Annotated in this window: 12 protein-coding genes and 1 riboswitch; of the genes, 9 read left to right on the forward strand and 3 right to left on the reverse strand. The window is 41.5% G+C overall.

Features of this window, described 5'->3' with window-relative positions; genetic code table 11:
* Positions 1-31: 31 nt before the first annotated feature.
* Positions 32-922 carry a uridine diphosphate-N-acetylglucosamine-binding protein YvcK gene (gene yvcK / locus ACN0T8_RS00215; protein WP_417878687.1) on the reverse strand — a complete coding sequence of 297 codons (891 nt, stop codon included), beginning with the start codon at positions 920-922 and terminating at the stop codon, positions 32-34.
* 161 nt (positions 923-1083) lie between these two features.
* Positions 1084-1240, forward strand: a riboswitch (molybdenum cofactor riboswitch).
* 51 nt (positions 1241-1291) lie between these two features.
* Between yvcK and moaA the strand changes: the two genes are divergently transcribed.
* The 4 genes from moaA (at position 1292) to moaE (ending at position 3560) form a co-directional block, all read left to right on the forward strand.
* On the forward strand, positions 1292-2293 hold the full coding sequence (gene moaA, locus ACN0T8_RS00220; protein ID WP_417879460.1) for a GTP 3',8-cyclase MoaA: 1002 nt from the start codon (positions 1292-1294) through the stop codon (positions 2291-2293).
* 63 nt (positions 2294-2356) lie between these two features.
* Positions 2357-2836: a cyclic pyranopterin monophosphate synthase MoaC gene (gene moaC / locus ACN0T8_RS00225; protein WP_417878688.1), complete on the forward strand. Its 480-nt coding sequence runs from the start codon at positions 2357-2359 to the stop codon at positions 2834-2836.
* An 18-nt stretch (positions 2837-2854) separates the two neighbouring features.
* Positions 2855-3100 (forward strand): molybdopterin synthase sulfur carrier subunit, encoded by a 246-nt coding sequence (gene moaD, locus ACN0T8_RS00230; protein WP_417878689.1) that lies wholly within the window; start codon positions 2855-2857, stop codon positions 3098-3100.
* Between the two features lies 1 nt (position 3101).
* Positions 3102-3560 carry a molybdopterin synthase catalytic subunit MoaE gene (gene moaE, locus ACN0T8_RS00235; protein WP_417878690.1) on the forward strand — a complete coding sequence of 153 codons (459 nt, stop codon included), beginning with the start codon at positions 3102-3104 and terminating at the stop codon, positions 3558-3560.
* Between the two features lie 94 nt (positions 3561-3654).
* On the opposite strand, the gene ACN0T8_RS00240 is transcribed toward moaE, so the two are convergent.
* Positions 3655-5100, reverse strand: coding sequence for a glyceraldehyde-3-phosphate dehydrogenase (locus ACN0T8_RS00240; protein ID WP_417878691.1), 1446 nt, complete (start codon positions 5098-5100; stop codon positions 3655-3657).
* Positions 5101-5447: 347 nt separating this feature from the next.
* A complete protein-coding gene (locus ACN0T8_RS00245; RefSeq protein ID WP_417878692.1) occupies positions 5448-7973 on the reverse strand; it encodes a glycosyl hydrolase family 18 protein in 2526 nt (841 codons plus the stop codon).
* 570 nt (positions 7974-8543) lie between these two features.
* Here ACN0T8_RS00245 and ACN0T8_RS00250 point away from each other — a divergent pair.
* From ACN0T8_RS00250 to oppF, 5 genes are all read left to right on the forward strand, one after another.
* Positions 8544-10178 (forward strand): ABC transporter substrate-binding protein, encoded by a 1635-nt coding sequence (locus ACN0T8_RS00250; RefSeq protein ID WP_417878693.1) that lies wholly within the window; start codon positions 8544-8546, stop codon positions 10176-10178.
* A gap of 680 nt (positions 10179-10858) precedes the next feature.
* The gene (oppB, locus tag ACN0T8_RS00255) at positions 10859-11779 is read left to right on the forward strand and encodes an oligopeptide ABC transporter permease OppB (protein ID WP_417878694.1); all 921 of its coding nucleotides are present in this window, start codon (positions 10859-10861) and stop codon (positions 11777-11779) included.
* A 15-nt stretch (positions 11780-11794) separates the two neighbouring features.
* Positions 11795-12697 (forward strand): oligopeptide ABC transporter permease OppC, encoded by a 903-nt coding sequence (oppC, locus tag ACN0T8_RS00260; RefSeq protein ID WP_417878695.1) that lies wholly within the window; start codon positions 11795-11797, stop codon positions 12695-12697.
* Between the two features lie 36 nt (positions 12698-12733).
* Positions 12734-13708: an ABC transporter ATP-binding protein gene (locus ACN0T8_RS00265; RefSeq protein ID WP_417878696.1), complete on the forward strand. Its 975-nt coding sequence runs from the start codon at positions 12734-12736 to the stop codon at positions 13706-13708.
* A complete protein-coding gene (gene oppF, locus ACN0T8_RS00270) occupies positions 13705-14766 on the forward strand; it encodes a murein tripeptide/oligopeptide ABC transporter ATP binding protein OppF (RefSeq protein ID WP_417878697.1) in 1062 nt (353 codons plus the stop codon). The genes ACN0T8_RS00265 and oppF overlap by 4 nt, the downstream gene beginning before the upstream one ends.
* Positions 14767-14770 lie beyond the last annotated feature (4 nt).

Here is a 14770-nt window from a genome sequence, read left to right on the forward strand (position 1 = left end):
TCACGAGAAACGAGTTTCCGAGCAACGTTATTTATTGCAAAATAATCTTCTCAATTTCTTGTTGGAGCTTTTTACGATCATGACGCCATTCATGGTTAGGTGAGGCGAGGTTAACTTCGATACATTGATAATTTTGGTCAACGCTTTCAGAAAAATTTTCACCAAGTAGTACATCAACTTTACGACCATCACAAGCACGCTGACACCATTTTAGTTTTTCTTCTAGGTTCATCATTCCAGCTGGACCAAATTCCTTATCAAGGTTATCAACAAAAACCAATTTGGCTTGGGTGTTTTGAGCGATGGCTTTGCCGATATCCGGTAATAATAAAGGCGGCATAATGCTGGTTAAGAAACTGCCTGGGCCTAAGATAATGCAATCTGCCGATGAAATGGCATCGATGCCTTCTGCGGTTGCTGGCACTTCAGGCTCCACATATAAACGCTGTAATGGCTCTGACATATCATCAACATTGGTTTCACCGCGTACCCATTTGCCAGTTTTTGATAATGCAGTCAGATCGGCAGGGTGCTCGGACATAGGGACAATATTGACTTCCACCTTCAACATGTCACAAATAAGATGAATGGCATCCAGTGGACGAATTGAGAGGTTATCGAGCGCGGTGAGCATTAAATTGCCTAGGTTATGACCGTTCAATTCACCGGCACCACGAAAACGGTACTCAAACATCATTGAGCTAATATTCGGTTCGGTAATCAACTGATTGATGCAGTTTCGGGTATCTCCCCAAGCAATCCCACCTTGGCATTGCCGAATACGTCCGGTCGAACCACCGTTGTCAGTGGTGGCCACAATACCGGTGGCGTTAGGGCCAAAATCTTTTAGTGCTGCCAGCATACGGCCTAGGCCATGACCACCACCAATTGCGACGACTTTTTTGGTTTTATGAAAGGACATAATTTATATTCTCTGCTGAATTAACCTTAGAGATCAGGCTAAATAACAATTCTTTGATTTCAATTAACTAAATATAACGGCCTTATGCCTAAATGGGTATGGAAAAATCTCGTTTTGTTGCGTACCATTTAAAAGTAGTGTTGCTGGTTTATTTATCAGCAATCACGTCATAACTCCGAGCGTTAATTACTAAGTTCATTATTCATTGTATCAATGACTACTGGATACGTTTTTAAAGCCAGTGACATACTGTCACCAGGGTTGGTTTAGAAATGAGCCTTCCTCCCGTATTTGGAAAGGTGTTTCGTGACTCAATTAGTTTCCCAATATATTCCTGATTTTTCGGGTGTATCCGATGTGGCATCTCCCATATCAACTACAGAAAATGCGCAATTTGTCGATCGTTTTTCGCGCAAGTTTTACTATTTACGTCTGTCGATTACCGATGTGTGTAATTTTAAATGCACCTATTGCTTGCCTGATGGTTATCATCCAACCGGAAAGAAGAACTCGTCTTTTTTAAATCAAGCTGAAATTAAACGTATAGTTAATGCCTTTGCTGATTGTGGTACTACTAAAGTCCGCATTACTGGTGGTGAGCCGACATTACGCAAAGACTTCAATGACATCGTTGCATCCGTTGCACAAACCTCGGGCATTACTAAGGTTGCGACTACAACCAATGGTTACCGTATGGCTAAGCAAGTTGGCGATTGGAAAGAGGCTGGTTTAACGCATATTAATGTCAGTATTGATAGCCTTGATCCTCGTTTGTTTCATCAAATAACCGGTGAAAACAAATTTCATGATGTGATGGCTGGTATTGATCGTGCATTTGAAGTTGGGTATCAGCAGGTTAAGGTAAACGTTGTTTTGCTGAAGCAGTTTAACGGCCATGCGTTACCGAGCTTTTTAAACTGGATTAAAGATCGCCCGATTCAATTACGTTTTATCGAGTTAATGCAAACTGGTGAAATGGATGAATTATTTGAACAGCAACATCAATCTGGTGTCAGCATTCGTAATCATTTAATTGCAAATGGTTGGCTACTGAAGGTGAAAGAAGCCAATGATGGGCCGGCGCAAGTGTTTGTGCATCCTGACTATCAAGGTGAAATTGGCCTGATTATGCCGTATGAAAAAGGTTTTTGTGAAACCTGTAATCGTCTGCGTGTTTCTGCGACAGGCAAACTGCATTTGTGTTTGTTTGGCGAAGAAGGCGTAGAGTTGCGTGATTTGTTGCAACAGGATGAGCAAGAAAAAGATCTTATTGCACGAATTCAAGGCGCGCTCGATACCAAATCTGTCAGCCACTTTTTACAGGAAGGCAAAACGGGGATGACACCACACTTGGCCTCTATCGGCGGTTAATTTCCTCTTATCACTTTATGTTTCATCTTTCCGTTTAAAAATTTCTAATAAGGAATGATATCCATGTCTCAATTTACTCATATTAACGCCTCTGGCGAAGCCAACATGGTTGATGTATCTGCTAAACAAGAAACGGTACGTGAAGCGCGGGCTGAAGCTTGGATCACCATGTCTAAAGAAACATTAGACCTTATTGTATCGGGTTCGCATCATAAAGGTGATGTATTTGCTACGGCACGTATTGCAGGCATTCAAGCGGCCAAGAAAACATGGGACTTAATTCCACTTTGTCATCCTTTACTGCTTTCAAAAGTAGAAGTTCAGTTAGAAGCTAAGCCGGAAACCAATCAAGTTCGCATTGAATCTGTATGTAAACTAGCTGGTAAAACGGGCGTTGAAATGGAAGCGCTAACCGCAGCTTCAGTGGCGGCGTTGACCATTTACGATATGTGTAAAGCAGTGCAAAAAGATATGGTGATTGGTCAAGTTCGTTTACTTGAAAAAACTGGCGGTAAGTCTGGTCGTTTCGTGGCTAATGAATAATCTTGGGAAGGTTGAACAATGATTAAGGTTTTATTTTTCGCTCAAACTCGTGAGCTAATTGGTGTTGATTCAGTGACAGTGGAGGCCGATCAGGTTACAGCAGAGTCGTTACGTCAGCAGTTATGCAACAAAGGTGCACAATGGGCGCAAGCGCTACAATCTGGTAAATTGCTGGTGGCGGTTAACCAAGATATGGTGAAAATGGATACCGTGCTTAAATCTGGTGATGAGATTGCCTTTTTCCCACCAGTAACAGGAGGCTAATATGTCTTCGGCAGAAATGGTTAGCGTACAGTTTGAAGATTTTGATGTTGGTGCTGAGTATCAGCAACTTTCACAAGGTACTGATGCGGGCGCGATAGTAACCTTTGTTGGTAAAGTGCGAGATATGAACCTTGGAGATTCAGTCACCGGATTGAGCTTAGAACATTATCCAGGAATGACTGAGCGTTCTTTAGTTCAGATATGTGAACAAGCAAAATCACGTTGGCCACTTTTGAATATTCGTGTGATCCATCGTGTTGGCGATTTAGACTTGGGTGATCAAATTGTATTCGTTGGTGTTTCAAGTGCGCATCGTAATGCGGCGTTTGAAGGTTGTGAATTTGTGATGGACTACTTAAAAACTCAAGCACCATTTTGGAAGAAAGAACGAACAACCGAAGAAGTTCGCTGGGTAGATTCTCGTGATTCAGATGCCAAAGCGGCGGATCGCTGGAAGTAGATTAAAATTGATACTTTATAATATAAAAGCTTCTGAACATATTTGCTCAGAAGCTTTTATTTGTTTTGAACTATGTGTTTGTGAACGACTTAGTTTAGACTTCTAATGACGTTAATTTAGGGTAAGTTTGGAAACGAACGCCCATCATGTGTTCCATGCAATGAACCACTTGGCAGCTATAACCAAACTCATTGTCATACCATATATATAAAACACAGCGATTATCTTGCGCGATGGTTGCAGCACCATCAACCACTCCTGGATAACGTGAACCAACTAAATCCGTCGAAACAATTTCCGTGGATTGTGTATAGTCAATTTGTGGTGATAACTCAGAGCGATACGCCATTTGTTGTAAGTAGTGGTTCAACTCTTCTTTGTTTGTGTTTTTTTCTAGATTCAAATTAGCCACTGCCATTGATACATTTGGCGTTGGAACTCGGATCGCATTACCTGTGAGTTTCCCCTGTAATTGAGGTAGTGCTTTGGCGACAGCTTTAGCCGCTCCAGTTGAGGTTAACACCATATTCAATGACGCACTGCGGCCACGGCGTTCGCCTTTATGGAAGTTATCAATTAAATTTTGATCATTGGTATATGAATGCACAGTTTCGATGTGACCAGATAAAATACCATAACGATCATTGACCGCTTTTAGTACTGGCGTTATTGCATTGGTAGTACAGCTGGCGGCAGATACGATGCTATCGCAAGCTTCTATATCTTGATGATTGACACCAAAGACAATGTTTTTGATTTCACCTTTACCGGGCGCAGTTAATAATACTTTTGAGCTGCCTGGACATTCTAAGTGCTGACTAAGCCCTTGCGCATCACGCCATACTCCCGTGTTATCTACAACTAATGCTTCTTTAATTCCATACTGTTTGTAATCCACTTCTTGTGGAGAATTAGCATAGATAAACTGGATGTAGTTGCCATTAACAATTAACGCACTATTTTCCTTGTCAATAATGATGCTGCCATTAAATTGTCCATGCACCGAATCCCGGCGTAGCAAGTTGGCACGTTTTTCTAAATCACCACCTTTACCTCCACGTACAACCACTGCGCGTAAACGAAGCGGGTAACCTGGGCCGCTTTTTTCAATCAAAAGTCGCGTCAATAAACGTCCGATTCGACCAAAACCATATAGAACTACATCTTTAGGATCGGTAACGGTTTGGCCATTTAGCGCCTCTCTCAGTTCTGAAACTAAGAAATGACCTATACTGCCGGATTCATGGCGCTTATATTGTTGGCTGAGTTTGCCAATATCAATATAACAAGGGGAAAGAGGCATATCGCAAAGCTGTTCAATCAGAGGTTCAATTTGTTGTAGATTAAGTGACTGGTGAGTGTAGCGATGAGCGAGGTGAGTCAGTTTGATCATGTCGATGGTACTGGCATTAATTAATGTCTTACCAAACATGAGAAGTTCTACGCCTTTTTGTCGATAGAGCTGAGCAATTTTAGGTAGTAAGTTCTCAGCAATGGTTTGAGCTTGTTGCCATTCTTGTTGATGGGCTTGAGCATTCATGTGGTTACCTTTTATGAGTACTGGATTAGTAAAACAGGTTTTCTGGGCATGGTGTCACTCTTGTTGGTGATTATTTGGCGTGTAATTGATATGCCAGAAAATTTGCCGAAGATTGTATGGTCAGGCAGATGATTATGCTAAGAAAATGTGAAATTTGATTGAGCTTTTGTTAACTGGTTCACGTCAAGATTTGGTTTTGTAAAAAGGTTGGGTGTATTTGGAGGGCTGAAACTTGTACCTTGAAGTAACTTGACTACATACGTCTAAATGAAAGGCTTACTCATAAAAATGAGTAAGCCTTTGAGTTTTAATTAATCTGGGTTTTAGTTAATTTGAATTTTGAAAACTTAATCACAGTTGGCTGCGCCCAAGTTTTTCCACACGCCCCATTCGCCAGATTGAGATGGGTCTTGTCCTTGAGTCCACCATTTGGCTTCATATAAGGTTCCATCTTGAGTGACTTGGTCTCCACCAGTATAAACGTTTGTAGCATCCCATGCGTTGTCACAGGTATCGATAGTACCTGATTTTTTCAGTACAACTACAGAAGCTGAAGCTTCGTTCGTCAACTCACCATCACTTACGATTACCGTGAAGTTAAGCGTTGTATCTTGCTCATATTCATCGGCAACAAAGTTAATGCTTGAACCTGAACCTGTTACGCCTGATGGTAGAGTCCAAGTGTAAGTTAGAGCATCACCTTCCGCATCAGTTGAACCTGAAGCATCGACCGTTACGGTATCGCCAGCATTAACTTGAGTAGGAGCGCTTAAGTTAGCAACTGGTGCAGTATTTGTTGGTTCTAGATTAATAGGGTTAATAGTAATGACCACATTGTCACTATCAGTTGCCCCTTCATTATCGGTGACCGTTAAAGAGAAGCCTAAAGTTTGGACTTCGGTTACTTCAGCAATATCAAAGCTAGCAGTTGCAGAGCTTGAGTTTTGAAGAGTAACGGATGGACCAGAAGTTTGCGTCCATTGATATGATGCAATGCTGCCATTGCGATCATTAGAAGCAGAACCATCTAATGTTACTGTAGCAGGACCGACAACCGTTTGATCGACACCTGCGCTTGCGGTTGGTGCATAGTTAGTAGGCTCACCCGTTAACCCTTCGTGCATCGCATTAAGGATGTCACCGTTATCGGCATCTATTTCCCAAGAGAATAGACCTGCTAAGCCTAAGCTGCGAACATATTCACCTTTAGCGATAACAGAGCGAGGGCTATCATAAGTCACTAACTTACCATCAGAACGGTTCCAAACCCATGCGGCTTCAGCTTGTTCATCATAGCCAGCCTCAAAGCCATTGATGCCTTCACCATTTGGGCCAATCATAGTGCTCTTCACACCTTTATAGTCAATAACACCTGCTTCCCAGACACCTTGATCTTTCGTGCCGGTTAGTTTTCCGTTACCTGTACCCGTCATTGGATCACCTGCTACAGTTAAGCTTTCAGGCATGACACCATCCCAGCCTCGACCATACATAGCTGCACCTACAACCAGTTTATTAGCTGGAACACCTTGCTCTAGTAAAATATTGATTGCGTTGTCTGTTGTATAAGCAGGGCCTTTGTATGGTTCACCTTCTGCATCAATACCTGTACCATCACATTGGCCAGGGCGCATGAAGCTACCACAGTAAAGGGCAGTTTGGTGGCCAGGAACATTATTCCAACCACCGTAGAAGTCATAAGTCATGGCAAAGATGTAATCCATGTACTGAGCCGCGTCAGCATAATCGACATCTTCTAACTTATCGTAACCAACACCAATTGCTGAAGTCAGTTCGTATTCTTTACCATTTTGAACTTCTAATTCATCTAACATGGCGCGTAATTCACGCATTAACGAAATATAAGCTGGACCATCGTTAACAGGATCACCTAGGTCAGCTGCTTGACCGCCGCCACCTGGGAATTCCCAATCAATATCCACACCGTCAAAGAATTTCCAAGTTGTTAGGAACTCTTTAACCGATGCTACAAAGATGTCGCGTTTAGACTTATCAGTGAAGGAAAAAAATGGGTCAGAAAGCGTCCAGCCACCGATAGATGGGATAATTTTAAGATCAGGATTACGTTGTTTCAGAGCCATCATCATACCAAAGTTTCCTTTGATAGGGGTATCGTATTCATGTCCTGCTTGTTTGAAACTCTTTTGGTATGCTGCCCATGGGTCATGGATAACTACGTTGTAATCTGGCACGCCTTGACAAGCGGTTTGCAATGCATTAAAGCTGTTACCGCCTACTGATTTAAGCGATTCATTTGGTCCACAGATTGGGATAAACCCATATAGGATATGAGTTAGATTATCGGCTGGAAGGTTATCAACGGTATATCCGCGGTCATAAATACCCCATTCAACAAAGTAGGTTCCGACTACCGTATTTGGATCCGTGTTATAAGTTTTGTTATTTGGATCGATGTTCATGGTTAATGGATCTAAATGAGAACCATCGGTATCGGCAATGGAAAGCTCAGTAGGTTGCGTTTTAGTACAACTTGTCGCATCACAAGCTTCGATTTCCATTTGAAATACACCACCTTGAGCATATTCAAATGATGCTGTGGTCTTACTGCCGCTAATCGGGCCGGTTGCGACTTTTTCACCATCAAAGTAAATGTTGTAAGTATCACCTCTTTCACCGCTATATTGATTAAAGATAATGTCTATTTGGGCATTATCATGGTATTGAACCATGTCGTTGTAACCTGAAGTTGTTTCCATCGCGAGATCGATTTTAGAAAACTTAAGGTTTTTAGAGCCGTACATATCCAAACTTGGCATTGTCGGGGCAGCCATGACTGAGGCAGACCCTAATGCTAGTGCAATACTCACGGTTGTGAGATTGAAACGTTTCATAGTCATTTCTCTCTTTAGTCCTTTCCTAATGTGTTCACCTAAAAAAGTTCAAGTGAAACCTGCACTTCAGTTGTGCATCAGGCGCAGTGTTGATGAGATACTGTGGGTCAACAAAGAACAAAAAGACAATTTTGAATCGATATACAAATAATAATTCGTGTTATGAAATATCTTTCAAGCAAACTCTCTTTGAAGTCTCTATTTGATAAAACTTGTCAAAAATAGGCTTGAAAGTAATAAAAATTGAGCTACGTAAAACAGGAAGTAAAAGATTGAAATCCATATAGGCAGAGTGAATTTAACTATGCAATCGATTTCATTTGGATATACATACTGTTAATAGGGAAAAGTGTAATCTATGTTATGTTTTTATTATTTTGTTGTGGTGGATCCCAGAAAATATTGATAGCTTACTCCGCTCTATATATCGATATAACGGTACTGGTTAGAGTAAAAATCGAACAAAACTTTAAAAATTAGTGAAGACGACTAATTGACCAATGCTAGATAGTTATAATCGATATAAAGATGTCACGGATGCATTAATATAAAAAATTGGAGTTTACCCATATGCGTAAAAATAAAATCACTCAAGTGATCCTACTTGGTGCCGGTCTTGCTTTCGGTGCTGCTTCTCTTTCTGCTTCTGCTGCTCAGGTACCTGCAGGCGTTAAATTAGCGGAAAAACAAGAATTGGTGAAAGGCAACGGTGCAGAAGTTGCTTCTATCGATCCGCAGAAAACCGAAGGCGTGCCTGAATCCAATGTGATTCGTGATTTATTTGAAGGCTTAGTTAACCAAGACGCAGACGGTAACGTTGTTCCTGGTGTGGCTGAAAGTTGGGAAACTCAAGACAACAAAACCTTTATCTTCCACCTACGTAAAGATGCAAAATGGTCAAATGGCGATCCTGTCACGGCTGATGACTTTGTCTTTACTTTCCAACGCGCTGTTGATCCTGCAACTGCATCGCCATACGCATGGTATTTAGAAATGACTACCATGAAAAATGCTGCGCAAATCATTTCTGGTAAAGCTGATAAATCAACTCTTGGCGTGAAAGCCATTGATGCAAATACGCTTGAAGTAAGCCTTGAATCTGCAGTGCCTTATTTTGTGAAAATGATGGGGCATACCACGGTTAAACCAGTGAATAAAAAAGTACTGGAGAAGTGGGGCGATCAGTGGACGAAGCCTGAACATTTTGTAAGTAACGGTGCTTATGTCCTGGATAGCTGGGTACTGAATGAGCGCATGGTGCTAGTGCGTAATAAGAATTACTGGGATAACGACAGTACGGTTATCAATAAAGTGACTTATCTACCAATCGAAAGCCAAAATGCTGAAATGAACCGTTTCTTAGCTGGTGAACTTGATATGACGGATGAGTTGCCAAATGAGCAATTTAAACGTCTACAAAAAGAGCATCCTGAAGATGTTAAAGTGGTGGGTAACCTATGTTCTTATTACTATGGTTTCAATAACCAAAAGCCACCGTTTGATGATGTACGTGTGCGTAAAGCTCTTTCTTATACTATCGACCGTGATGTGATGACTCGTATCTTGCTTGGCCAAGGTCAAAAACCGGCTTATTTCTTAACACCAGAAATTACTGCCGGTTTCCATCCAACTATGCCGGAATACGGTACATGGACACAAAAAGAACGTAATGAGAAAGCAAAGCAATTGTTAGAAGAGGCTGGATATAATAAGTCGAATCCTCTTAAATTTAACCTGCTTTATAACACCGATGATAACCATAAGAAAAATGCCGTTGCGATTGCATCTATGTGGAAAAAATCACTTGGCGCGGTTGATGTGACTTTAGAAAACCAAGAGTGGAAAACTTACCTTGATACGCGTCGCCAAGGTAATTTTGACGTAACTCGTGCGGGTTGGTGTGGTGACTATAACGAAGCTTCTGCGTTCTTGTCTCTAATGCAGTCTAACAACAGCTCGAATGACCCTCGTTACCATAGCAAAGAGTATGATGCGGTAATGGAAAAAGCACTTAACTCGACCAGTGACGAAGAGCGTGCTGATTTATATGCGGAAGCAGAGAAACTATTGGCTCGTGATATGCCAATTGCCCCTATTTATCAATACGTGAAAGCTCGTTTGGTTTCACCGTTAGTAGGTGGCTTCCCACAAAATAATGCGGAAGATAAAATTTATACTAAAGATCTGTATAAAATCGCTAAGTAATTATTGCTAAAGATTAGGTTCTGTATGGAGACATGCAGAACCTATTTTTGTTTTTGGTTATTACCAAGTGTTAAAACTATCAATAATGTTTAAGAACGGTTGAAGGATTGAGTATAAAAATGAGAAGTTATTTATGTTTTATTTATACAAGTAACTAGTCATTTCTAAAGGAACGTAATATAAATATCACAATATTTATGAATTTAGTCGCTAATTATTAGATTATTCTGTTGAATGTTGATAATGTTTAGCTGAAGAAATAGAGCCAAAAGTCAAAGCGTATGGAATGCGCTTAAAATGGCTTTTTGCAGTAAAAAATAAGCGATTTCTCATCATACGGGGCAAGGAGTCGAAGTATGTATTTGAATAGAAATAGCAACAAAATAAGCGTGCTAGTGAGTGATTTCACAACGACTATTTTGATAAGTGAACGAGTTCAACTTCATCACTTTGCTTCTTTTTTATCAAAGCTATGCTTACCTTCCTTAATACTCCACAATGATTCGTTTACCGATTGGTTAAGTAGAAACCCTGTGACACAAAGTCGAGCTCAATTTTTTGTTTTATTTGATAAAAATCATGAGTTCATGGTCGTGCCACAAACATAATAAAAATAATATAACAAGGATGCTCATTGATAATGGGCAAGCTATTTATTAGTCACAACTGGAAGTTTTACTATGTTTAAATTCATTCTTAAAAGGCTTATCGAAGCGATACCGACCTTGTTGGTATTGATCACGGTGTCTTTCTTCTTGATGCGCTTTGCACCAGGTAATCCGTTCTCGAGCGAACGCCCATTACCTCCAGAGGTTATGGCCAATATCAATGCGAAATATGGGCTCGATCAGCCGGTATTAGTGCAATACACCACTTATTTGACCAATATTTTACAAGGTGACTTTGGTCCATCATTTAAGTATCAAGATTACACGGTAAATGAACTGGTTTACGCTGCTTTGCCGGTATCTGCCAAAGTGGGCTTTTTTGCCTTCGTGTTTACTGTGATTATGGGGGTAGGGGTCGGAACCATTGCGGCGCTTCGGCAAAATACTTGGGTAGACTACACCATTATGTCGACTGCCATGCTCGGGGTAGTGATGCCCTCATTCGTATTAGCACCTGTTTTGATTTATATCTTCTCGATTAACCTAGGTTGGTTCCCAGCTGGTGGTTGGAAAGACGGTGGCTTCCAGTATTTATTCTTGCCTATGGTTGGTATGTCTCTGCTTTATGTGGCGACGTTTGCCCGTATTACTCGTGGCAGCATGATTGAAACCTTGAATAGTAATTTCATCCGTACGGCGCGCGCAAAAGGTTTGAGCTATAGATACATTATTTTCAAACATGCATTAAAACCTGCATTGCTTCCTGTTGTGTCATACATGGGGCCAGCGTTTGTCGGCATCATTACCGGCTCTGTGGTTATCGAAACTATTTTCGGTTTACCGGGTATTGGTAAATTGTTCGTTAACGCCGCCTTCAACCGTGATTACTCACTAGTAATGGGAATTACCATTCTGATTGGTTTCCTCTTCATTCTTTTCAATGCCATTGTCGACGTACTACTGGCTTATATTGATCCGAAAATTCGTTACTAATCAGGGACTGACGCTATGTTAACTAAAAAAGAAAATTTAGAAGCGATCGAAAAGTTCTCTGAGAACTTAGAAATTGAAGGTCGCAGCCTTTGGCAAGATGCTCGTATTCGCTTTATGCGCAACAAAGCTGCAATGGTGAGCTTAGTGATTTTGGCATTGATTACATTATCTGTGATTTTCCTACCAATGTTCGCCCAGTTTGCTTATGACGATACCGATTGGTATTCATTACAAGCTGCGCCTTCTGCTGAACATTTATTCGGCACCGATAGCCTAGGCCGAGATTTATATGTTCGTACCTTAATGGGCGGTCGAATCTCTCTGATGGTTGGAGTTCTAGGTGCATTTGTTGCGGTATTAATCGGAACTTTATACGGTGCAGCTTCGGGCTTTATCGGCGGTAAAATCGACCGTATTATGATGCGTATTTTGGAAATCTTATACGCCGTACCTTTCATGTTCTTGGTGATTGTACTGGTGACTTTCTTCGGTCGTAATATCATTTTAATCTTCGTTGCGATAGGGGCGATTGCTTGGCTTGATATGGCGCGGATTGTACGTGGTCAAACACTTAGCCTACGTAATAAAGAATTCATCGAAGCCGCGCACGTTTGTGGCGTAAGCAACTGGAAAATCATTACTCGTCACATTGTGCCAAACGTGCTGGGTATTGTTGCAGTTTATTCAACGCTGCTCGTACCAAGTATGATTCTGACCGAGTCTTTCTTATCTTTCCTAGGTCTAGGGGTGCAAGAGCCAATGACCAGCTGGGGGGCATTACTGCAAGAAGGCGCACAAACCATGGAGATTGCTATTTGGCAATTAGGTTTCCCTGCCGCGTTCATGGTAGTCACGCTGTTCTGCTTTAACTATGTCGGCGATGGTCTGCGCGATGCGTTAGATCCAAAAGACCGTTAATTGCTGCCTAAGCCAAATAGAATTTAAGGAAAGATAATGAGTAATTTATTAGATGTACAAGATTTAAGGGTTGAGTTTAAAACCCAAGACGGCATGGTGACTGCGGTTAACGATTTAAGTTTTTCAATCAAGCAAGGTGAAACCCTTGGCATTGTAGGTGAGTCTGGTTCTGGTAAATCCCAAACCGTCTTTGCCATCATGGGCTTGTTAGCGAAAAACGGTGTGATCAGCGGTAGTGCCAAATTTGAAGGCAAAGAAATTTTAAACTTGCCAGAACAAGAGCTTAATAAGATCCGCGCAGAACAAATTGCGATGATTTTCCAAGATCCTATGACCTCATTGAACCCATATATGAAGGTTAGCGATCAGTTAATGGAAGTATTAATGTTGCACAAAGGCATGGGAAAAACCGAAGCGTTTGAAGAATCGGTACGTATGCTTGAAGCGGTGAAAATTCCAGAAGCTCGTAAGCGTATTAATATGTACCCACATGAGTTCTCTGGTGGTATGCGTCAGCGTGTGATGATTGCAATGGCATTGCTTTGCCGCCCGAAACTCCTGATTGCCGATGAACCGACTACCGCACTAGATGTAACGGTTCAAGCGCAAATCATGGACTTGTTGAATGAGCTAAAAGACGAATTTAACACCGCGATTATTATGATCACTCATGACCTAGGTGTTGTTGCCGGCTCTTGTGACAAAGTACTGGTAATGTATGCTGGACGTACTATGGAATACGGTACGGTCGATGAAATTTTCTATAAACCAAGCCACCCTTACAGCGAAGGCTTACTACGTGCTATTCCTCGTCTTGATACTGAAGGCGAAGAATTGCCAACCATTCCAGGTAACCCACCGAATTTGCTACGTTTGCCAACGGGCTGTCCGTATCAAGAACGTTGTCACCGCGTTACCGATCGTTGTCGTCAAGAAGCACCACAACTTCTACCATTTGGTGAAGACCGTTTCCGTGCTTGTTTTTCTGAATGGGAGACTTGGAAGTCATGAGTATTACAAATGAAGTAAAAACAGAACAACCAAGTACGGTTGAACCTACAACAAAAATTAAAAAAGTAGCATTAACGGATAAAAATTTACTACTGGATATCAAAGACTTAAAAGTTCACTTTAATATTGCCTCGAAATCCGCTTGGCCATGGTCAAAACCAGCTAAATTAAAAGCAGTTGATGGCGTTAATGTTCGCTTATATGAAGGCGAGACTTTGGGTGTGGTAGGCGAGTCTGGTTGTGGTAAATCAACTTTTGCTCGCGCAATTATTGGCTTAGTCGAAGCCACCGAAGGTGAAGTGCTGTGGTTAGGCCAAGATTTAACGCGTATGCAAGCGGTACAAAAACGTGAGAAGCGCAAAGAAATTCAGATGATTTTCCAAGATCCGTTGGCGTCGCTTAATCCTCGTATGACCGTTGGTGATATTATTGCTGAGCCCCTAGTGACGTTTTATCCAAAGCTATCGAAGGCAGAAGTGAAAGCCAAAGTAAAAGCCATGATGGATAAAGTTGGTTTGTTACCGAACGTGATTAACCGTTACCCACATGAGTTTTCAGGTGGTCAATGTCAGCGTATTGGTATTGCTCGTGCGTTGATTTTAAATCCTAAGATGATCATTTGTGATGAGCCAGTATCAGCCTTGGATGTATCAATTCAGGCGCAGGTAGTGAATCTATTAAAAGAACTACAGCGTGAACTAGGCTTGAGTTTAGTGTTTATTGCTCACGATTTGTCAGTGGTAAAACACATCTCAGATCGCGTATTGGTCATGTACTTAGGTAATGCGGTAGAACTCGGTGAGGCAGATGCACTATTTGCTAACCCAAAACATCCATACACCAAAGCCTTGATGTCAGCGGTGCCGATTCCCGATCCTAAAAAAGAACGTGCCAAAGTGATTCAAATGTTGGAAGGGGATTTACCTTCACCTATCAGCCCACCATCAGGCTGTGTGTTTAGAACCCGTTGTCCAATTGCCACTGCGCAATGTGCGGAACAAAAACCTCAGATTAAAGGCACCGATGTTCACGCAGTATCGTGTTTGCTAGTGGATTAATCCG

Source organism: Vibrio sp. (assembly GCF_048266485.1).
Lineage (GTDB): Bacteria > Pseudomonadota > Gammaproteobacteria > Enterobacterales > Vibrionaceae > Vibrio.